The 21,305-nt window shown below is 69.4% G+C and carries 17 protein-coding genes; 9 read left to right on the forward strand and 8 right to left on the reverse strand.

The window, feature by feature from the left end:
* Positions 1-109 precede the first annotated feature (109 nt).
* Both dnaG and rpoD read left to right on the forward strand, forming a co-directional pair.
* Complete coding sequence (gene dnaG / locus E9232_RS14710; RefSeq protein WP_309794906.1) at positions 110-1,939, forward strand: DNA primase; 1,830 nt, start codon at positions 110-112, stop codon at positions 1,937-1,939.
* Between the two features lie 160 nt (positions 1,940-2,099).
* The gene (gene rpoD, locus E9232_RS14715; RefSeq protein ID WP_309794907.1) at positions 2,100-4,046 is read left to right on the forward strand and encodes an RNA polymerase sigma factor RpoD; all 1,947 of its coding nucleotides are present in this window, start codon (positions 2,100-2,102) and stop codon (positions 4,044-4,046) included.
* Between the two features lie 93 nt (positions 4,047-4,139).
* On the opposite strand, the gene E9232_RS14720 is transcribed toward rpoD, so the two are convergent.
* Positions 4,140-4,304, reverse strand: coding sequence for a hypothetical protein (locus tag E9232_RS14720; protein WP_309794908.1), 165 nt, complete (start codon positions 4,302-4,304; stop codon positions 4,140-4,142).
* A 113-nt stretch (positions 4,305-4,417) separates the two neighbouring features.
* On the opposite strand from E9232_RS14720, the gene E9232_RS14725 reads away from it, so the two are divergent.
* Together E9232_RS14725 and cml are read left to right on the forward strand one after the other, a co-directional pair.
* A complete protein-coding gene (locus tag E9232_RS14725) occupies positions 4,418-5,929 on the forward strand; it encodes a mannitol dehydrogenase family protein (RefSeq protein ID WP_309794909.1) in 1,512 nt (503 codons plus the stop codon).
* 177 nt (positions 5,930-6,106) lie between these two features.
* On the forward strand, positions 6,107-7,291 hold the full coding sequence (gene cml, locus E9232_RS14730) for a CmlA/FloR family chloramphenicol efflux MFS transporter (RefSeq protein WP_309794910.1): 1,185 nt from the start codon (positions 6,107-6,109) through the stop codon (positions 7,289-7,291).
* 39 nt (positions 7,292-7,330) lie between these two features.
* On the opposite strand, the gene E9232_RS14735 is transcribed toward cml, so the two are convergent.
* A complete protein-coding gene (locus tag E9232_RS14735; protein ID WP_309794911.1) occupies positions 7,331-7,711 on the reverse strand; it encodes a nuclear transport factor 2 family protein in 381 nt (126 codons plus the stop codon).
* A gap of 136 nt (positions 7,712-7,847) precedes the next feature.
* Here E9232_RS14735 and E9232_RS14740 point away from each other — a divergent pair, with 136 nt between their 5' ends.
* Both E9232_RS14740 and E9232_RS14745 read left to right on the forward strand, forming a co-directional pair.
* Positions 7,848-8,669, forward strand: coding sequence for a helix-turn-helix domain-containing protein (locus tag E9232_RS14740; RefSeq protein WP_309794912.1), 822 nt, complete (start codon positions 7,848-7,850; stop codon positions 8,667-8,669).
* Positions 8,670-8,752: 83 nt separating this feature from the next.
* On the forward strand, positions 8,753-8,908 hold the full coding sequence (locus E9232_RS14745; protein WP_309794913.1) for a hypothetical protein: 156 nt from the start codon (positions 8,753-8,755) through the stop codon (positions 8,906-8,908).
* On the opposite strand, the gene E9232_RS14750 is transcribed toward E9232_RS14745, so the two are convergent.
* On the reverse strand, positions 8,909-9,445 hold the full coding sequence (locus E9232_RS14750) for a metallophosphoesterase family protein (RefSeq protein ID WP_309794914.1): 537 nt from the start codon (positions 9,443-9,445) through the stop codon (positions 8,909-8,911).
* 216 nt (positions 9,446-9,661) lie between these two features.
* Between E9232_RS14750 and E9232_RS14755 the strand changes: the two genes are divergently transcribed.
* On the forward strand, positions 9,662-10,729 hold the full coding sequence (locus E9232_RS14755; protein ID WP_309794915.1) for an LLM class flavin-dependent oxidoreductase: 1,068 nt from the start codon (positions 9,662-9,664) through the stop codon (positions 10,727-10,729).
* A gap of 22 nt (positions 10,730-10,751) precedes the next feature.
* Here the strand turns inward: E9232_RS14755 and E9232_RS14760 are convergent, their stop codons facing one another.
* Entirely contained in the window at positions 10,752-11,690 is a 939-nt protein-coding gene (locus tag E9232_RS14760; protein WP_309794916.1) for a S1/P1 nuclease, read from the reverse strand.
* Between the two features lie 198 nt (positions 11,691-11,888).
* On the opposite strand from E9232_RS14760, the gene E9232_RS14765 reads away from it, so the two are divergent.
* Positions 11,889-13,322: an aldehyde dehydrogenase family protein gene (locus tag E9232_RS14765; RefSeq protein WP_309794917.1), complete on the forward strand. Its 1,434-nt coding sequence runs from the start codon at positions 11,889-11,891 to the stop codon at positions 13,320-13,322.
* A gap of 15 nt (positions 13,323-13,337) precedes the next feature.
* Here E9232_RS14765 and E9232_RS14770 read toward each other — a convergent pair whose 3' ends face one another.
* Positions 13,338-14,255, reverse strand: coding sequence for a LysR family transcriptional regulator (locus E9232_RS14770; protein ID WP_309794918.1), 918 nt, complete (start codon positions 14,253-14,255; stop codon positions 13,338-13,340).
* 107 nt (positions 14,256-14,362) lie between these two features.
* On the opposite strand from E9232_RS14770, the gene E9232_RS14775 reads away from it, so the two are divergent.
* Positions 14,363-15,787: an aldehyde dehydrogenase family protein gene (locus tag E9232_RS14775; RefSeq protein ID WP_309794919.1), complete on the forward strand. Its 1,425-nt coding sequence runs from the start codon at positions 14,363-14,365 to the stop codon at positions 15,785-15,787.
* A 25-nt stretch (positions 15,788-15,812) separates the two neighbouring features.
* Here the strand turns inward: E9232_RS14775 and E9232_RS14780 are convergent, their stop codons facing one another.
* The 3 genes from E9232_RS14780 to E9232_RS14790 all read right to left on the reverse strand — a co-directional run bounded on the left by E9232_RS14780 (position 15,813) and on the right by E9232_RS14790 (position 21,304).
* A complete protein-coding gene (locus E9232_RS14780) occupies positions 15,813-17,081 on the reverse strand; it encodes a TCR/Tet family MFS transporter (protein WP_309794920.1) in 1,269 nt (422 codons plus the stop codon).
* A 94-nt stretch (positions 17,082-17,175) separates the two neighbouring features.
* Entirely contained in the window at positions 17,176-18,129 is a 954-nt protein-coding gene (locus tag E9232_RS14785) for a glycosyltransferase family 2 protein (protein WP_309794921.1), read from the reverse strand.
* Between the two features lie 70 nt (positions 18,130-18,199).
* Complete coding sequence (locus E9232_RS14790; RefSeq protein ID WP_309794922.1) at positions 18,200-21,304, reverse strand: efflux RND transporter permease subunit; 3,105 nt, start codon at positions 21,302-21,304, stop codon at positions 18,200-18,202.
* Between the last annotated feature and the right edge of the window lies 1 nt (position 21,305).

Raw genomic sequence — 21,305 nt, forward strand, 5'->3', positions numbered from 1 at the left:
CGGGTCAAGCCCGGGCATGACAATCGGGAGGCGCGGACTTTGAGAAGAGCGGACCTGCGCGTCGGGAATCGCGTTAGGCTGTAGCGTCCTCGGACATTAGAACCACCGCATGGCCCTCTCCCCCGGATTCCTCGACGAACTGCGCTCCCGCCTCCAGGTCTCGGATGTGGTCGGCAAGCGCGTGCCGCTGCAGCGCGGCACCAAGGGCGAGTTCAAGGCCTGCTGCCCGTTCCACAAGGAGAAGTCGCCCAGCTTCACGGTCAACGACCAGAAGGGCTTCTTCCACTGCTTCGGCTGCGGCGCGCATGGCGACGTCATCGGCTTCGTCATGCAGCACGACCGCCTGTCCTTCATGGAGGCGATCGAATCGCTCTCGGCCCAGGCCGGGCTGGAGGTACCGAAGGCCGAGCCGGAAGACCGCGCCCGGTTCGAGCGGCAGAAGTCGCTGTACGATGTGGTCGAGGCCGCCTGCGCCTTCTTCGAATCCGAACTGCACGGCCCGGCCGGCCGGGCGACGCGCGACTATCTGAAGGGCCGCGGCCTGGATGGTGAGACGGTGTCGCGCTTCCGCCTCGGCTTCGCCCCACCCGACGCCGGCAAGCTGCTCCGCCACCTGCGCGGCCAGGGCTACCAGGATGCGATGATGGAGGAGGTCGGGCTGGTGCGCCGGCCCGAGGATGGCCGCGACCTCTACTCCTTCTTCCGCAACCGGGTGATCTTCCCGGTCGCGGACCGGCGCGGCCGCACCGTCGCCTTCGGCGGCCGGATCATGGAGGGCGACGGCCCGAAATATGTGAACAGCCCGGACAATCCGCTGTTCCACAAGGGTCAGCTGCTCTACGGCATGTCGCGCGCCCGGCAGGCGGCGGCCCAGGGCCAGACGGTGATCGTCGCCGAAGGCTACATGGATGTGATCGCCCTGGTGAAGGCGGGCTTCGAGGCGGCGGTGGCGCCGCTCGGCACCGCCATGACCGAGGAGCAGATCGTCGAGCTGTGGAAGATGACGCCGGTGCCGGTGCTGTGCTTCGACGGCGACGAGGCCGGGCGGCGCGCCGCCTGGCGGGCGATGGACCGCATCCTGCCGCAGCTGAAGCCGGACCATTCCGTCCGCATCGCCTTCCTGCCGCAGGGCGAGGACCCGGACAGCCTGATCCGCGGCTCCGGCGGCGGCGCGGCGATGGCGGCGGTGCTGGACAGCGCCCTGCCGCTGGTCCGCGTGCTGTTCGATCGCCAGACCACGATGCATCGGCTGGAGACTCCGGAAGGCCGGGCCGGGCTGCGCGCCGGGATCGAGGCCCAGGCCCGGCGGATCGCCGATTCGTCGGTGCAAGGCCAGTACCTAGCCGATCTGCGGGCCCGATTCGAGGAAACTTATCCGTTCCGCCCCCGCCGGAAGGAGGGGGACTGGCGGCCGGGCAAGCCGCCGGCGCCGATCGGCCCCAAGCCGCAATCGATCCAGGACGAACAGGACGACCGGGTGGCGATTTGCGTCCTGCTGCAAGTGCTCGCCATGCATCCGGCCCTGGGCGAGGAGGTCGGCGAAAGCTTCGCCATGGTCGAGATCTCCGATCCCGGACTCGATTCGCTGCGCCAGACTCTGCTGGCGCGAATCGGTGATTCGCACGGTCGCGACTCGGATGGGCTTGATTCGAACGTGACTCGGCCCTACCTCACTGTTCCCGAAGCCGGTGGATTGCCGCCGGCCCTGGTCGACCGCATTCGCAGGAAGTGGCCCTTCACCCGGCCGGAGACGTCGCTGGACGAAGCGCGTGCCGGCTGGGCCATGATCATGGGGCATATCGAGCTGCGCGCGCTGAAGCGCGAATTGGCGGATGCGGCCCGGGCGCTGGGGCGGCAGGGCACGGAGGCGGCGCTGGAACGCTGGCGTGGCCTGCAGCAGGAGATCGAACGTCGGCAGACGGTGCCGGGTGGGTTCTAAGCCCCCGGGCAGGGTAGGAAAATAGGCGCCGCGGCGCGATGGGGCATGGCCGATCCGAGTCGTGGCCCTTCCTTGCGCGCGGAAGCTCGGTTATGAGAGCCAGCTTGGGTCCCCTTGGCAACAGGGCCCCGACGGTGGCGGCGAAGGGCACGGGGTGCATATGGCGACCAAGACAGCGACGGCGGCGGATTCTGCCGAGACGCGCGAGGAGAGCGCGGACGGCGCGATGATGGACGTGACGGTCCAGGCGGTGAAGAAGCTGATCGCCAAGGGCAAGGAGCGCGGCTACGTCACCATCGACGAGCTGAACGCCGCCCTGCCCCCGGACCTGACCTCGTCCGAGCAGATCGAGGACGTGACGGCCAATCTCTCCGAGATGGGCATCAACGTCGTCGAGAACGAGGAGTCCGAGGACGCGGCCGCGACCACCAGCGAGGCCGATGGCGAAGGCCGCGCCGCGGGCAATCTCGACGATGACGATGTCGGCCGCACCGACGACCCGGTGCGCATGTATCTGCGCGAGATGGGGTCGGTCGAACTGCTGTCGCGCGAAGGCGAGATCGCGATCGCCAAGCGCATCGAGGCCGGCCGCGAGATGATGATCGGCGGCATCTGCGAGAGCCCGCTGACCATTCGCGCGGTGATCGAATGGCACTCTTCCCTCAAGGACGGGAAGATGCTGCTGCGCGACATCATCGATCTCGACGCCACCTACGGGGCCAGCCCCGAGGGCGAGGCCCTGGCGATGAGCGCGGCGGCTGCGGCGGCGGCGGAACTGGCCGAGCCGGAAGCCGAGGGCGAAGGCGAAGCGGCGGGTGGATCCGCCGATGACGATGATGGCGGCATCTCGCTCTCCGCCATGGAAGAGCAGCTGAAGCCGCAGGTGCTCGAGACCTTCGAGTCGATCGAGCAGACCTACCAGAAGATGCACAAGCTGCAGGAGCAGCGCCTGAGCCAGATCCAGAAGGGCGAGGCGCTGTCGAAGCAGTCGGATTCGAAATACGACAAGCTGAAGGAGGACATGGTCCGGTTGATGGACGGTGTCCATCTCAACAACGTCCGGATCGAACAGCTGGTCGAGCAGCTTTACGGCCAGAACCGCAAGCTGATGGGCCTCGAAGGCCAGCTGATGCGGCTGGTGGTCGAGGGCGGGGTCAGCCGCGAATCCTTCCTGCAGCATTATTTCGGGCACGAGCTCGACCCCAACTGGCTCGAGCGGGTGCGCGGCCTCGACAAGAAGTGGGCCAAGTTCGCCGAGAAGAACGGCACCGCGTCGCAGCGTGTCCGCGGCCAGATCAGCCAGATCTCGGCCGAGGTCGGGCTGCCGATCTCGGAGTACCGCCGCATCGTCTCGACCGTGCAGAAGGGCGAGAAGGAGGCCGGGCGCGCCAAGAAGGAGATGGTCGAGGCCAATCTCCGTCTCGTGATCTCGATCGCCAAGAAATACACCAACCGCGGACTGCAGTTCCTGGACCTGATCCAGGAGGGCAACATCGGGCTGATGAAGGCGGTCGACAAGTTCGAGTACCGCCGCGGCTACAAGTTCTCGACCTACGCCACCTGGTGGATCCGGCAGGCCATCACCCGCTCGATCGCCGACCAGGCGCGGACCATCCGCATCCCGGTCCACATGATCGAGACCATCAACAAGCTGGTCCGCACCAGCCGCCAGATGCTGCACGAGATCGGCCGCGAGCCGACCCCGGAAGAGCTGGCCGAGCGGTTGCTGATGCCGCTGGAGAAGGTGCGCAAGGTCCTCAAGATCGCCAAGGAGCCGATCAGCCTCGAGACGCCGATCGGCGACGAGGAGGACAGCCATCTCGGCGACTTCATCGAGGACAAGAACGCGGTCCAGCCGCTCGACGCGGCGATCCAGGCCAATCTGCGCGAGACCACCACGCGCGTCCTGGCCTCGCTGACGCCGCGTGAGGAGCGGGTGCTGCGCATGCGCTTCGGCATCGGCATGAACACCGACCACACGCTGGAAGAGGTCGGGCAGCAGTTCTCGGTGACGCGCGAGCGTATCCGCCAGATCGAGGCGAAGGCGCTGCGCAAGCTCAAGCATCCGAGCCGCAGCCGCAAGCTGCGCAGCTTCCTCGACACCTGATCGGATCGCGGGTTTCGGTCACGCACGGGCGGCCTTCGGGCCGCCCGTTTCGTTTGGGCCTATGCCTCTGACGGCGGCAGCGGGTCGAACAGGTCAGGGTGTAGCGCGCACCACCTCGCGGACGATGGAGCATTCCACCGCCGCGCGGACGAAATGGGCGTCCTCGACCGCGGCGGGCGAGATCTTCACGATCAAGGTCTCGCGCTGCGGCAGGATCCGCACCAGCCCGGCCGGATGTTGCCGAGGTTGGGCCACCATACTAGTATCGTAGAGAAACCGCAGGCGTCGATCGGCGCTGCCGCAGGACCGATAGGGGAAGCGCCGTCGATGCCGTTCCAGGATCATGCCGGGCCGCGGAAGGCCTGCCGCTCGTGACCATTGTCCATCCGGCGTCCGCGCGGCGCCTCGGGGCGGCGGCGCTGGCCAGCCTGCCCGCCTCGGTGGCGCGGCCGAATTACGACCGCGCCGCGGTCGCCACCGGCATCGTCCATCTCGGCATCGGCGCCTTCCACCGCGCCCACCAGGCGGTCTACACCGATGACGTGCTGGCGGCGGGCGACCTGCGCTGGGGCATCCTGGGCGCCAGCCTGCGCAGCCCCGACACCCGCGACGCGCTGGTGCCGCAGGACGGGCTGTACAGCCTGGCGGTCCGCGACAGCGACGGCGAGCGGCTGCGCGTTATCGGCGCCATCCGCGACGTGCTGGTGGCGCCGCAGGCCCCGGCCGCCCTGATCGAGGCGCTGTGCCGGCCCTCGGTCGCCATTGTCAGCCTGACCGTGACCGAGAAGGGCTATTGCCACGACCCGGCCACGGGGCGGCTGGACGAGGCCCATCCCGACGTCGTCCACGACCTCGCCCACCCCGAGGCGCCGCGATCGGCCATCGGCATCCTGGCCCAGGCCATCGCCCGCCGCCGGGCCGCCGGCCTGAAGCCGTTCACGCCGCTGTGCTGCGACAACCTGCCGGCCAACGGGCGCACCCTGCACCGCATCCTGTCGCGCTACGCCGCGCTGGTGTCGCCCGACCTCGGCACCTATGTCGAGGGCGAGATCGCCTGCCCCGACACCATGGTCGACCGCATCGTGCCCGCCACCACCGACGAGGACCGGGCGCGGATCGCCGCGGCGCTCGGCGTCGAAGACGCCTGGCCGGTGGTCACCGAAGCCTTCACGCAATGGGTGATCGAAGACCGCTTCCTGTCCGGCCGGCCGGGCTGGGAGGCGGCGGGCGCCACGCTGGTGGCCGATGTCGCACCCTATGAGACGATGAAGCTGCGCCTGCTCAACGGCAGCCATTCGGCGCTGGCCTATCTCGGCTACCTCTCCGGCTGCGAGACGGTGGCCACGGCGATGGCGGAGCCGGGCATCGCCGCCTTCGTCGCGGCGCTGATGGCGGACAGCACCCCGACGCTGGTGCTGCCGCCCGGCGCCGATGTCGCCGGCTACAAGCGCTCCCTGGTCGACCGCTTCCGCAACACGGCGCTGAAGCACCGCACCTGGCAGATCGCCATGGACGGGTCGCAGAAGCTGCCGCAGCGGCTGCTCGGCACCATCCGCGACCGGCTGGCCCAGGGCCTGCCGATCGAGCGCCACGCCCTGGGGGTCGCCGCCTGGATGCGCTATGTCGCCGGGACGGACGAGGCCGGACGGCCGATCGATGTCCGCGACCCGCTGGCCGCCGATTTCGCCGCCATCGCACGTGACGCCGGGCCGGTGGCCGACCGGCTCGCGCCGGCCTTGATGGGGCTGCAGGCGGTGTTCGGCGACGACCTGCCGTCGGATCCGCGCTTCCGCACCGCCGTGACCCGCGCGCTCGACGCCTTGTTCCGCGACGGCGCGAAGGCGACCGCGGCCGCCTATGCCCGGTTGCCGTCCCCGGATTGACGCCGCAAAGCGCCCGATGGCCCGAGACTGGAGCCCGCGATGAGGACCGACGCCACCGCATCCCGCTGAGCCGCAGCAGCCCATCCGGTTGTTGCGGCGGTCCAGTCACGGTCCCGGTCTTTCCCTGCCGACGCTGATGCAGATCGCCGCCGAATTTCTTTCTGCGGAGGTCTTCCCATGCCTGCACCCAGGCCGTGGCCCCAATCCCTGACGGCAGCCCTGCTGCTGATGTCCCCCTTCGACCTGCTCGCCTCGCTCGGCATGGATGTCTACCTGCCGGTGGTGCCGCGCATGCCGGCCGCGCTGGCCGCCACGCCGGCGCAGGTCCAGCTCACCCTCAGCCTCTACCTGCTGCTGCTCGGCTGCGGCCAGCTGCTGTTCGGCCCGCTGTCCGACCGCATCGGCCGACGGCCGGTGCTGCTGGGCGGCGCCCTGGCCTTCACCCTGGCCTCGGCCGGGCTGGCGCTGACCGACTCGGCTGCCTTGTTCCTGGCGCTGCGCCTGGTGCAGGCGGCGGGCGGGGCGGCGGCGCTGGTCGCCACCTTCGCCACCGTGCGCGACGTCTACGCCACCCGGCGCGAGGGCGCGGTGATCTACAGCCTGCTGGGGTCGATGCTGGCCTTCGTGCCGGCCTTCGGCCCGCTGCTGGGCGCCGTGGTCGACTACGCCGCCGGCTGGCGCGCCATCTTCTGGCTGCTCACCCTGCTCGGCACCCTTGCCGGGCTGCAGGCGGTGCGGTGCTGGCCGGAGACGCGGCCGGCGGGCGGCGACCGGGTGCGGCTGGTGCATCTCCGCGCCATCCTCGGCAGCGGGCCGTTCTGGATCCACACGCTGGGCTTCAGCGCGGCGCTGGGCGCGTTCTTCGTCTATTTCTCGACCGCGCCCGCGGTGCTGATCGGCCGGCTCGGCCTCAACCCGGTCGGGTTCAGCCTGGCCTTCGGCACCGCGGCCCTGGCGATGATCGCGACCAGCCGCTTCGCCGGCCGCTTCGTGGCCCGCTGGGGCCGGCGCGGCTGCCTGGTGCGCGGCATGGCGCTGCTGCTGGCCGGGGCGGCGCTGCTGGCGCTGGGGCAGCTGGCCGCCGGGCCCTCGCTGTGGGCGTTCATGGCCCCGGTCTGGGTGATCTCGGCCGGCATCTCGGTCACCTCAGCCGTCACCGCCAACGGCGCGCTGGAGGGCTTCGGCCATGTCGCCGGCACCGCCACCGCGCTCTATTCCTGCCTGGAAGGGCTGATCGTCGGGGCCGCCGGCACCCTGGCGGTGCTGGCGCTGCCGGCGGGCACGGCCTGGCCGCTGGCCGGCTTCTGCGCGGCGGCGGCGACGGTGGTGATCGTCCTCGCGCGGCGTCTGCCGGCCGATTGAACGGAGAGGGGCGGACCATTGCAGTCCGCCCCTTCCTCCTCAAGCCGCCAAAGCCGGCGCTTGATCGATGAAGCCGGTGATGCCGGACAGCAGGCCGCCGGCGATCTCGCCGAAATCGGTGCCGGCGACCAGGACCGGCCCGCCCTCCGGCCCCAGCTCCCAGCGGAAGCGCACCCGGCCATTGTGGGCGTCGATGTCGCTGGTGCGGCGGAAGCGATGGCCGGGGAAGCGCTCCTGCACCGCTGCGATCATGGCGTCGATGGCGGCGCGGCCGTCGCCCCGCATCATCGGGTCGACATAGGTGGCGGCCTCGGTCCAGGTCCGGTCGATCAGCGCCCGCCGCCGCCCGGCATCGGTCTCGTTCCAGATCGCGATGTAGCGGTCGACCAGATCGGTGGTGCCAATCATCTCGGGGTTCATGTCGGATCTCCTCGGTGGGCGCGGCGCCGGGGGCTCCGGCGATCCGCGATGCACCGATCCTGTCCTGGCGCGGGTGTCGAAAGCGATTACCTCGCAGGTCATGGATGCGCCGCCGGCCGGGGGCTATCGTCAGCCCATGAAAAGCACCGCCCGCCCGATCGGCGACCATCTGCGCGAATGGCGCCAGCGCCGCCGCCTCAGCCAGCTCGACCTCGCCTGCGAGGCCGACATCTCCACCCGCCACCTGTCCTTCCTCGAGACCGGGCGGTCGCGGCCCAGCCGGGACATGGTGCTGCACCTGGCCGAACGGCTGGACGTGCCGCTGCGCGAACGCAACACCCTGCTGGTCGCCGCCGGCTTCGCCCCGGCCTATCCCTTGCGCGGGCTGGACGACCCGGCACTGGCCCTGGCGCGGCGGGCGGTGGAGCGGGTGATCGAGGCGCAGGCGCCGAACCCGGCTTTGGCCTTCGACCGGCACTGGTACCTGGTGGCCGCCAACGCCGCGGTGGCGCCGTTGATGGTGGGGGCGGCGGCGGCGCTGCTGCAGCCGCCGGTCAATGTGATGCGGCTGGCCCTGCATCCCGAGGGCCTGGCGCCGCGCATCGCCAACCTGCCGGAGTGGCGTGCGCACCTGTTGGAACGGCTGCGGCGGCAGATCGAGTTCACCGCCGACGCCGTGCTGGTCGACCTGATGGCCGAGCTGCAGGCCTATCCGGCGCCGGCGGGCGGGGTGACGGCGCTGGCCCCGCCGGAGGAGGCGCATCTCGACATCGTCGTGCCGTTCCGGCTGGCGACGGAGTCGGGGATCCTGTCCTTCCTGTCGACCACCACCGTGTTCGGCACGCCGGTGGACGTCACCCTGTCCGAGCTGGCGGTCGAATCTTTTTTCCCGGCCGACGCCTTCACCGCGGAAGCCTTGCGTCGCCTCGCCGAAGCGCACGATAGCAAAACTTCGTAACAAAATTGTCTTCCGGTTGTATTTGACATAATTCCCCGTCCGTCGTCACATCAGTCCGTGACTTCCCTCAAGGGAGCCGGCCGATGCGGATGGTGCTGAACTGGGTGCGGCTGCTGGCAGCCGCCATGGGCGACGACGAAGGGCATGAGCGCGAGCTGCGCGATGCGCTGAGACGGGCCGTGCGCACCGGCCGGTCGACCCATCGGTCCCGGCACGGCCGGACCGACCCGGAGGTCTGATCACTCTGCCTTTGTGAGTTTTGCCGCGACTGTCGCGCGTCGCCGCTTGCGGGCGAGGATCTGGTCCAGCGTGGCCGGCCTGAGCTCCTGAACATCCACCCCGACATCGTATTGCCGCGTCGCCGGCGTCAGCTTGCCGTGCGAATGGCCGTGCAGGTCCAGCGACCCGCGGCCGATCTGGTTCCAGGTGCGGAACGGGTAGTGGCACAGGATCAGGTGCCGTCCGTCCAATCTCAGTTCGGCATAGGCCTGCACCGAGGCCCAGCCCGGCGCTGCCAGGGTGCCCGGCCCGTCATTGTTGCCGCTGATCAGGTGCTTGCGGCCGTGCAGCCGCTCCAGCAGCGCCGCCACCGCCTCGGCCGACGGCCCCAGCGCGAAATCGCCGAGATGCCAGACCTCGTCCTCCGGCCCCACCGTCTCGTTCCACAGCGCCACCAGGGCGTCATCATGCGCGGCGACGCTGGGGAAGGGGCGGCGGTCGATCCGCAGCACGCGCGAGTCGCCGAAATGCGTGTCGCTGGTGAAGAACACGGTCACGGACGTCCTCGCCCTCCACTGCGAAAACCCGAGTATAGGAGGGCTAAACCCAAAGGATAGCCCGATCCCATGCTCGTATGATTGCCCGGCGTGGGCCTGGGGCACACATCTGGAACGCTGAAGTTCGATGTGGATCGGTGAGTGTCGCGGAGCGGTCGGAGGCGTTGACTTGCCGGACCGGCCACGCGCCGCCCCATCCCCGCCAGGAGCGGCAAAATGTTCAGAGCGACTGATTTTCGCGTCCAGACGATCAGGTTCGGGGTATTCGATCATCTGGACGATTCAGGGCGCAGTCTCGGCGAGCAATACAACAATCGCCTCGAAATCGCGGAGGCCAGCGATCGATCCGGCTTCCGGGCCTACCATGTCGCCGAGCACCACGGCACGCCGCATGGCCTTGCCTCTTCGCCCAACCTGTTCCTGTCCGCGGTCGCCCAGCGCACGAGCAGGTTGCGGCTGGGGCCGATGGTCATGCTTCTCAATCTCTACCATCCACTGCGGGCGTTCGAGGAAATCTGCATGCTCGACCAGTTGAGCGGCGGGCGGGTCGATCTCGGCATCGGGCGGGGTGCGTCACCGATCGAGCTCGAGTTCTTCGGCATCGACCCGACGCAGACCCAGGAGCGGTACCGCGAGGCTGCCGAGATCGTCCTCAAGGCCATGCAGACCGACAAGCTGGACTATCACGGCTCATATTTCGATCTGAGCGACGTGCCGATCACCTTGTCCCCTCTGCAACGGCCGCATCCGCCGCTCTGGTACGGCACCGGGAAGCCCGAGACAGCCCCCTGGGCCGCCGAACAGAACATCAATATGGCCTGCATCGGGGCGGCGGGGGCGGTCCGGCGGATCACCGATGCCTATCGGTCGCGTTGGGCGGAGATATCAGCTCCCGGGGCCGTCATGCCCCTGCTCGGGATGGTGAGGCATGTCGTGATCGCCGACAGCGACCGCGATGCGTACGAGATGGCGGCCCCGGCCTATGCGCGGTGGTCCGACGCCCTGACCTACCTGTATCGGGCGCGGGGCATTCCCGTCCCGCCAGGATTGTCGGTCCCGTTTTCCGAGGCTGTGGAGAGCGGGCGGTGCGTCGTCGGCACCACCTCGAGCGTGCGCGATGCGTTGCTGAAGCAGGCGCTCGAGGCGGGAGTGACCTACCTGATGTGCCTCCTGGCGTTCGGCGACCTCCCGCTCGAGGCGTCGCTCCGGACGATCGCTTCGATCGGTTCGGAGATCATGCCCGCCTTCGGCTCTGCGGACATCGATCTATCATCGCAGGTCTGATGGCCGTCGCCGCTAAGAGCCCTCAGCGCAGGCCGGACAGCAGGGCGCCGATCCGGTTGCCGGCCGCCGCCAGCTGGTCCCGGCTCACGGCCTGGACCTGTTCGATGTACCCGTCCGGCAGGACCGCGGCGGTCGCTTGCGAGGCTCCCGCGTCCAGCCCCCAGCGCCGGTAGACGACCTCATAGGCCAGCACCCGGCTATGCGTCACCCACCGGGTGAACGCCGTGTCCGGGTCCGGCGACAGCGGCTCCACATCCGGCCCGTATTCCCGCTCCAGCTCGGCCGCGAACGCATCGGGGCTGCTCCGGTTGAGTCCGTCCGGCCGGCCGGCGGAATCCCAGATCCGATGCAGCCGTTCGGGCGCCGCATCCGGGGTCCTGCGGACCCAGGCCCAGTTGCCGCCGGCGTCGGTGAGCGGGAATCGTCCCGACATCCACAGGGCCGCATGCAGGGGCTGGTGCATGTCGCCGACGATGTGGATCATCCAGCACAGCGCCATCGCCCGATCCGACGCGGCGGCCTGCGGGTCGCGCGCGATCACCAAATTGTGGTGGAAGGCGGACTGGGCGTTCCCGAAGGAAAACGGCAGCAGGACCTGCACGATCGACACGATCTTCTGGCTGTAGTGCCAGTTGTCGCGGTCATACGGGCCGCCCCGCGCGGCGTCGGCCCAGACCGCCATCAGCTCGAACAGCCGGCGGTCGCGGGCGCGGCCGGTCAGGGCGCCGAGCTGGCTGTCGAAGACGGCCCATTCCGGATGGGCCTGCATCAGCCGCGTGATGGTGGCGATCGCCTGCGGGTCCTGGCGCTCCAGCAGGTCATAGGCGAGGTCGCCGGTGACCATGTGCCCTTCCGGAAACCAGGCCGCGGCGCGCTGCTGGGCGAACAGCCCCAGCAGCAGCATGGCGCCCAATGCGGCGGCTCGGCAGGCGTGTGTCAGATGGATCGCACGGTCTCGCATCCGGGGCCTCTCCCTGTGTCCCCCGATGACGTTGTGCCGGCCGGGCCCTGTGTCGAGTCTCCTGCGGGAAATCGCCTGGGGTCGCAGAGGTTGGGCTGGCGGCGTCGGCCCGCTTTGGCGCAGTCTCTTGCCAACCGGGAACGGCCCGCCAGGTCGTTCCCCAGCATCAATCTGTGCGCATCAAGGGCGATGACCAGCATGACCCATGATCTCCAGTTCTACATCGACGGCGCCTGGACGGATCCGGTCGTGCCGGCCAGGATCGACGTGATCAATCCTGCGACGGAGGAGGCGTTCACCGCGATTTCGGCCGGGTCGGCGGCGGATGTCGACAAGGCCGTCGCTGCGGCCCGGGCGGCCTTCCCGGCCTTCTCCCAGACCAGCAAGGCCGATCGGCTGGCGCTGCTGCGCCGGATTCTGGACGCCTACAGCGCGCGCGGCGAGGACATCGCCCAGGCGGTGTCGCAGGAGATGGGGGCGCCGCTGAGCTTCGCCCGGGCGGCCCAGGTCTGGGCGGGGCGGGTGCATCTGGAAGCGACCATCAAGGCGCTCGAGGAGTACGAGTTCGAGGAGCAGCGCGGTTCCACCCGGGTGGTGAAGGAGGCGATCGGCGTAGTTGGCCTGATCACGCCGTGGAACTGGCCGCTGAACCAGATCGTCTGCAAGGTGGCGCCGGCGCTGGCCGCGGGCTGCACCATGGTGCTGAAGCCCAGCGAGATCGCCCCGGTCAGCGGCATCATCTTCGCCGAGATCATGGTGGCGGCCGGGGTGCCGAAGGGCGTGTTCAACCTGGTCAACGGCAACGGGCCGGATGTCGGCCAGGTGATCGCCTCGCACCCCGAGGTCGACATGGTGTCGTTCACCGGCTCGACCCGGGCCGGCATCATCGTCGCCAAGGCCGCGGCCGACACAGTCAAGCGCGTCGCCCAGGAGCTCGGCGGCAAATCCCCCAACATCATCCTGGGCGATGCCGATTTCGAAAGCGCGGTGACCCAGGGTGTCGGCGCCTGCTTCGCCAACAGCGGCCAGTCCTGCGACGCGCCGACCCGGATGTTCGTCCCGGCCGCGCGGCATGACGAGGCGCTGGCCATCGCCAAGGCGGCGGCGGAGACGCACAAGGTCGGCGACCCCCGGTCCGACGACACCGTGCTGGGCCCGGTGGTCAGCCAGGTGCAGTACGACAAGATCCAGCGCCTGATCGAGGCCGGCATCAGCGAGGGCGCCACCCTGGTCACCGGCGGCCCCGGCCGGCCCGAGGGGCTGAACCGCGGCTACTATGTCCGGCCGACCGTGTTCGGCCATGTCCGGCACGGCATGGCGATCTCGACCGAGGAGATCTTCGGGCCGGTGCTGTCGATCCTGCCCTATGAGGACGAGGACGAGGCCATCCGCAACGCCAACGACACGGTCTACGGCCTGGCCGCCTACATCCAGTCGCAGGACATCGCCCATGCCCGGCGGGTCGCGGCGCGGCTGCGGGCCGGCACGGTCAACCTGAACTATCCGGACTGGGACACCCACGCCCCGTTCGGCGGCTACAAGCAGTCGGGCAACGGCCGGGAATATGCCGACTGGGGCATCCACGACTTCCTGGAGATCAAGGGCATCGTCGGCTACGGCGCGGCGGGCTGACCGGGGCGGCGGCGGTCAGGCCGGCACCCTCCGGTCGGGCAGCTCGCCGACCTCGCGCACCAGGTCGATGAAGGCGCGCAGGCCGGCGGGCACATGCCGCCGGCCGGGGTAATACAGGGCCAGGCCGGCAAAGCTGGGGGTCCAGTCCTCCAGCACCCGCACCAGGCGCCCGGCGGCGATGTCGGCCAGCACCGACCATTCCGAGAGGTAGGCGACGCCCAGCCCGGCCAGCGCCGCCTCGATCATCAGCGTCGGTTCGTCGAGGATGATCGGCCCGGGCACGTCGAGGGCCAGCGCCTCACCCCGGCGCTCGAACTCCCAGCGATAGATCACGCCGCTCGGCATCCGGGCGCGGATGCAGCGATGCGCCATCAGGTCGCCCGGGGTCTGCGGCCGCGGCCGGTCGGCGAAATAGGCCGGGGCGGCGACCACGGCGAAGCGCAGCGCCCCGCCCACCGGCACCGCGATCATGTCGCCCGGCACGGTCTCGGCCATGCGGATGCCGGCGTCGAAGCCGTCGACGACGATGTCGATCAGCCGGCCCTCGGTGACCAGGTCGACCTTCATCTCGGGATAGCGCCTCAGGTATTCCAGGATGATCGGCGTCAGGATCCGGCGCGCGGCGCCGGCCGAGGTGTTGAGGCGCAAGGTGCCGGCCGGCGTGTCGCGGTGGCGGTTCACCGCCTCCATCGCGCCGCGGATGTCGGACAGCGCCGGGGCGACGCCGGCGACGAACTGCTCCCCGGCGGCGGAGAGCGAGACGCTGCGCGTGGTGCGGTTGAACAGGCGGACGCCCAGCCGCGCCTCCAGCCCACGCACGGCATGGCTCAGCGCCGAGGACGACATGCCGAGATCCGCCGCTGCCGCCCGGAAGTTGCCGCGTCGGGCGACGGCGACCACCGCCTCCAGCTCGACCAGCCCGGATCTGTGCATTGTCCTGATTCCTGCGCTGCCTCATGCAGCTTAATCCGGCTTATCCGCGCAATCCAGCCGGCCCACATCTGGCCCAGGCCGGATTGTCCGGGACATGGAGGAGCAGAATGCGGATCATCGACAGGATCTATATCGACGGCGCCTTCGTCGCGCCCCATGGCACCGAGGTGCAGGACCTGTTCAACCCGGCGACGGGACAGGTCATCGGCCGGGTCACCCTGGGTGACGTCGAGGACACGCGCCGCGCCGTCGCCGCGGCCAAGCGGGCCTTCCCGGCCTTCGCGCGCAGCAGCAAGGCCGAGCGCCTGGTCCTGCTGCACCGGCTGCACGACGCGGCGAAGGCGCGGGCCGAGGCGCTGGCCGCGGCGACCGTCGAGGAATACGGCGGCGCGGTGAAGCAGGTGGCCTGGCGCATTGCCCTGTCCGCCGACTCCTTCCTCCACGCCGCCCAGGTGCTGCAGGACTATCAGTTCACCAGGCAGGTCGCGACGGCCGAGGTGGTGATGGAGCCGGTCGGGGTGGTCGGCATCATCACGCCGTGGAACAGCAACATCGGCTTCATCTGCGGCAAGCTGGCGACGGCGATCGCCGCCGGCTGCACCGCGGTGATCAAGCCCAGCGAGATGAGCGCGATCCAGACCCAGCTCCTGATCGAATGCCTGCACGAGGCCGGGGTGCCGCCGGGCGTGTTCAATATCGTCAACGGCCGTGGCGACGTGGTCGGAGCCGAGCTGAGCGCGCATCCCGACATCGCCAAGATCTCCTTCACCGGGTCGACCGCGGTCGGCAAGGCGATCCTGCGCGCCGGCGCCGACACGCTGAAGCGGGTGACGCTCGAGCTCGGCGGCAAGTCGCCGACCGTGATCCTGGACGATGCCGATCTCGCCCAGGCGGTGCCGCTGGCGATCGCCGCCGGCTTCGCCAACAGCGGCCAGGCCTGCATCGCCGGCACCCGCATCCTGGTGCCGGAGGCGCGGATGGCGGAGTTCCTGCCCCTGGCCAAGGCGGCGGTCGCGGCGGTCAAGGTCGGCGATCCCCGCGACCCGGAGACCGCGGTCGGCCCGATGGTCAGCCTGAAGCAGTATGAGCGGGTGCAGCGCTACATCCGCCTGGGGCTGGCGGAGGGGGCGGAGCTGTTGGTCGGCGGCGAAGGCCGGCCGGCGGGACTCGAGGCCGGCTGGTTCGTCCGGCCGACCCTGTTCGCCGGCGTCACCAACGACATGACCATCGCGCGGGAGGAGATCTTCGGCCCGGTGCTGTCGGTCCTGTCCTACCGCACCGAGGCGGAGGCAATCGCCATCGCCAACGACACGGTCTATGGCCTGCAGGCCTATGTCCTGTCCTCGAATCCGGGGCGGGCGCGGGCGGTGGCGGCGCAGCTGCAGGCCGGGCGGGTGCTGATCAACGGCGCCCAGCATGAGCCGATGGCGCCGTTCGGCGGCTTTAAGCAATCCGGCATCGGCCGGGAATACGGCGTCTACGGGCTGGAGGCCCATCTCGAGCCCAAGGCTGTGCTGGGCGCCGCCGCCTGATCCGGGGCGACAGCCTCGGCGCCGGTTACTCCCCCGGCGTGGTCGGCGCCGGCTCCGCGTCCGACTGGACGCCTTCCACCCGGGTGATCCGCCAAGCCAGCACCAGGGACAACGCCAGAAGTGCCGCGGCCAGCCCGTAGGGCAGGCCGGGCGAGTCCAGGCCTGCCGCTGGTGCGATGCCGAGTGCGAAGCTCTGGGTGAACAGCACCGGGCCGATCATGCCGGTGATGCCGCGCAGCCCTGCCAGCGCCCCCTGCAGCCGCCCCTGCTCGTCCGCCCCGACCCGGCGCGACATCAGCGCCTGCAGCGCCGGCCCGGTCAGGGCCGAAAGCGAGAGCAGCGGGATCGCCGCCAGGAACAGCCAGTCGGTCCGGGCCAGGGCGACCAGGACGAAGCCGGCAACGCCGAAGACCAGCCCCACGGCCATCGCCCGGTGCTCGCCCAGCCGGGCCACGGCTGGCCCGGTCAGGGCCACCGACACCACCATCGACCCGGCGCCGGCCACCGCCAGCGACAGCCCGACCGCCGCCTCGTCCCAGCCATAACGCTGGATGGTGTAGAGCACGTAAAGACTGGGTATTGATTCCTGCGACAGGAACATCAGGAAAGCCGCGCCGGCCAGGCCGAGCAGTGCCGGGCATGAGCGCAGCAGCGCCATGGCACCGAGGGGGCTGGCACCATTCCAGGTGAAGCGGGCGCGCTGCTCCGGCGGCAGTGATTCCGGCAGGATCAGCAGGCCGTAGGCGGCGTTGCCGAGGCTGAGTGCCGCCGCGGCCCAGAACGGCAGCCTGGGATCGATGCCGGCCAGGAGCCCGCCCAGCGCCGGTCCGGCGATGAAGCCGAAGCCGAAGGCGGCGCCGAGCAGCCCGAATTTGGCGGCGCGCTGCTCCGGCGGCGTCACGTCGGCGACGTAGGCGACGACGGTCGAAGTGCTGGCGGAGGTGATGCCGGAGACCAGTCGCCCGATGAACAGCCAGGCCAGGTTCGGCGCCAGAGCCATCAGCACGTAGTCGAGGCCGAGGCCGAGATTGGACAGGAGGATCACCGGCCGCCGCCCGAACCGGTCGGACAGCGCGCCCAGCACCGGCGAGGCCAGGAACTGCATCGCCGCCCAGGCGAAGCCGAACAGCCCGGTGATCGCCGCTGCCCCCTCGACGTCGCCGCCCTCGAAGTCGACGATCAGCCTGGGCAGGACCGGCGCCATCATGCCGAGCGCGAGGACGTCGAGCAGGATGGTCACGAACACGAAGGCGACCGCGGCGCGGCCCGGTGGGCGCGGAGGCGGGCTGGACATCTGCATCTCTCCGAAAATGAACCGCCCTGGATTTTCCGCACCGCGACAACCTGACGGCGGCGCACACGTCCTGCTCTCCTGCGGCCCCTACAGGCTAACCACGCCTTCCGCGACGACCGGCCCCATGCGCAAAGCGCGCGACCAATCGCGGACGCGCATGCTCGATTGGCCCAAGGCGCCCGCACAGCCCGTCCACAATGCCGAGCAATATGCCGGTGAGCTTGGCGAGCTTGGCATCCTCGAGCAACGCAATGTAAAAGATCTCCCTTAAGGTTAACAAATTCGCCATGAATACGATTGGATATCGCCTCCCATATCGCAAGAAAAGCTGAACAGCGTTGCGAGCGCTGTAATAGCGCCGGTACCAGGGATGATTGAACGTCATCATCTCGAATGGGCCCAGCTTGTGGCGACGCAGATCTCCGATCCGATGCGACAGCGTCAGTGCCGGAGTTGCGTAGAGCGGGACGTTGCTGGCGCGCGCTCTGAAACAATATTCGATATCGACATGATCAATAAAGAGTTTCTCATCGAACGGGCCGAGCTTCGCAAAAGCCGCGCGTGAGATCACGCTGCCAGAAGAGATCAGGAATATACAATGCTGCATGCCAGCGTCTTCCCGCATGTCAAGCCGGCGTACGGCAATGCCTTTGCTTTCCAGCACCGGGAGATACTCTTGAACGACTTCGTCGAAAATCCTGGGTCCCAGCATGAAGGGCTGTGAGGCCAGCGTCGTACAAATTTCGCGCATAACCGGAAAGTAGTTCTCCGGCATAACCGAGTCTTGATCGATCAGGGCAACTGCGTCCAAGCCCCGCTCGAACTGACTCGTCAATCCACGGTTATGAGCCCCGGCAATGCCGTTCTTATTTCCCTCATATATCAAAGTTATATCATATTCTTCAAACAATATTTCCAGTTTATTGTCGGGTTTCGGTGTATTGTCTACGACAACAAGGTCGTCGCAGTGTCTGCGTAAATCGACAACCCGCGCGATTTGGTCCGCCGTCGGGTGGAATAGCACGACCACTGCCCCGAGAGTTGTCATCTGGTCTCACCGTATTCGGATGTGAGCCGCGCCGACATTGCCGACACTTCGATTCTTGAGACAATCTGGCCTATTCCGCCGCCGGCGCGGTCGGCGCCGGCTCGTCGCGGGCGCCGACATAGCGGCCGAAGACGCCGCCGAGGATGCGGTTGAGGTCGTCCATCACGGTGAACACCGCCGGCACGAACACCAGGCTGAGCACGGTCGAGGTGATCAGCCCGCCGATCACCACCGCCGCCATCGGCGAGCGGAAGGACCCGCCTTCGCCGAAGCCGATCACGGACGGGACCATGCCGGCGATCATCGCCACCGTGGTCATCACCACCGGGCGGGCGCGCTTGCGGCCGGCCTCGATCAGCGCCTCGGTGCGGCCCGCCCCGGCGGCGATGGCCTCGATCGCGAAATCGACCAGCAGGATGGCGTTCTTGGAGACGATGCCCAGCAGCATCAGGATGCCGATCACCACCGGCAGGCTGATGGGATAGCCGGTCACCAGCAGCGCCAGGAAGGCGCCGCCGATCGACAGCGGCAGCGACACCAGGATGGTGACCGGCTGGGCGATGTCGGCGAACAGCAGCACCAGCACGGCGAACACCATCAGCACGCCGGCGCCCATCGCCAGGGTGAAGCCGGAGAACACCTCCTGCATGATCTCGGCGTCGCCATAGGGCCGGATATTCACCCCCGGCGGCAGGGCGCGGACCGAGGGCAGGGCCAGCACCGCGTCCATCGCCTCGCCCAGCGGTGTCTTGCCGATCAGGTCGCCCTCGATGGCGATGCGGCGCTCGCGGTCGTAGCGGTCGATGGTGGTGGCGCCTTCGCCGAAGCCGATGGTGGCGACCGAGGTCAGCGGCACCTTGGTGCCGGTGGCGGTCGGCACCCGCAGCGTCTCGAAGGTGCCCATCCGGCCGCGCGCGGCCTCGGCGATCTGCACCCGGATCGGCACCTGCCGGTCGCCGGCGGAGAATTTGGCGAGGTTGGCCGAGACGTCGCCCAGGGTCGCAATCCGCACCGTCTCGGCGATCTGCGCCACCGACACGCCCAGCGCCGCGGCCTCGGCCAGGCGCGGCATGATGCGGATCTCCGGCCGGTCGATCGCGGCGGTGGACACCACATTGGCCAGCACCGGCACCTGGTCGCGGATCTCGCGCTCGATCGCCAGCGCCGCGTGCTCGATCGCCTCGGAATCATTGCCCGACAGCAGCAGGGTGAAATCCCGCGCGCCGCCGCCGGCGCCGAAGCTGAAGCGCAGGTCCGGCACCGCGGCGACCTTGGCCCGCATCGCCGTCTCCCACGCCTTCTGGTCCATGTCGCGGTCGGCCCGCGGCACCAGGGTGGCGACCAGGGTGGCCTCGCGCACCTCGCTGCTGGCGATGTCCAGCGGGTTCAGCCCGCCACCGCCGACCACGGCGTACACGCTGCTGACCTCCGGCTGCGCCCGCAGCATCGCCGCCAGGCGGTCGGCCACGCCCTGGGTGTCCTCCAGGGTGGATCCCGGCGGCAGCTCGATCGACAGGGACGAGCGGGAGATGTCGTTGTTCGGCAAGAGGCCGGTGGGGAACAGGCTGGCCAGCGCGGCCGAGGCGACGAACACTGCCAGGCCGCAGGCGATGGTCTTGCCGCGGTGGCGGATCGACCAGTCCAGCAGGCGCAGGTAGCCGCGCATCACCGCGCCGTCATCCGGCGTCCGGTGCTGCTTGTCATGCAGCAGGTAGGCCGCCATCAGCGGCGTCAGCAGCCGGGCCACCAGCAGCGAGAAGGTGACCGCGACGGCCACGGTGATGCCGAACTGCTTGAAGTACTGGCCGGCGATGCCGCCCATGAAGCTGACCGGCAGGAACACCGCAACGATGGTCAGGGTGGTGGCCACCACGGCCAGCCCGATCTCGTCGGCCGCCTGGATCGCGGCGCGGTAGGGCGACTTGCCCATCCGCATGTGGCGGACGATGTTCTCGATCTCGACGATGGCGTCGTCGACCAGGATGCCGGTCGCCAGCGTGATCGACAGCAGGCTGATCGAGTTCAGCGAGAAGCCGAGGAGGTCCATCACCGCGAAGGTCGGCAGCACCGACAGCGGGATGGCGAAGGCCGAGATGATCGTCGCCCTGACGTCGCGCAGGAACAGGAACACCACGACGATGGCCAGGATGGCGCCTTCGATCAGCGTCTCCATGGTCATGTCGTAGTTGGCGCGGGTGTAGTGGACCAGGCTGTCGATCTCGGTGATGGTCAGCTCGGGATGCGCGTCGGTCAGCGCCTTCAGCTGCACCGCCGCGGCGTCGGCGACGGCGACGTCGGAAAAGCCCTTGGCCCGGAACAGGCTGAAGGCCACCACCGGCTTGCCGTCGACCCTGGCGAAGCTGCGCGGCTCGGCGCCGCCATCGGTGACGGTGGCCAGGTCCTGCAGCAGCGCCTGGCGCCCGCCGGGCAGGCTGATGCGCCGCTGCGCCAGGTCGGCCACGGTGGCAGCGCCGGCCAGGGTGCGGATCGACTGCTCCTGAACCCCCACCGTGCCGCGTCCGCCGGCCAGGTCGATGTTGCTGGCGCGCAGCTGGTCGTTGACCTCCGACGCGGTGATGCCCAGCGCCGCCAGCCGGTCGGGCCGCAGCGCCACCCGGATCTCGCGGTCGACGCCGCCGATGCGCTTGACCTGGGCGATGCCCGGCACCGCCTGCATCGCCCGCACCACGGTGTCATCGACGAACCACGACAGCTGCTCGGTGCTCATCGACGGGATCGAGGCGGCGTAGGTCAGGATCGGCAGCCCGGCGACGTCGACGCGCTGGATCACCGGCTCCTCGATGCTCTGCGGCAGCGACGAGCGGATCTTGGCGATGGCGTCGCGCACGTCGTTCATGGCCCGGTCGGTCGGCGTCTCCAGCCGGAACTCGACCATGGTGACCGCCACGCCGTCGGACAAAGCGGAGGTAACGTGCTTGACCCCGGTCAGCCCGGCGACGGCGTCCTCGACCAGCCGCGCCACCTGGGTCTCCAGCTCGCTCGGCGCCGCGCCGGCCTGGGCGATGGTCACGGTCACCACCGGCACGTCGATGTTCGGCATCTGCGTCACCGGCAGCGACCGGAAGCTGACGAAGCCGAGCACGATCAGCACGGCGAACATGACCAGGGGCGGGATCGGCTTGCGGATCGACCAGGCCGAGATGTTGAGCGCCATG

Source organism: Inquilinus ginsengisoli (assembly GCF_031453975.1).
GTDB classification, from domain to species: Bacteria; Pseudomonadota; Alphaproteobacteria; order DSM-16000; family Inquilinaceae; genus Inquilinus; species Inquilinus ginsengisoli_A.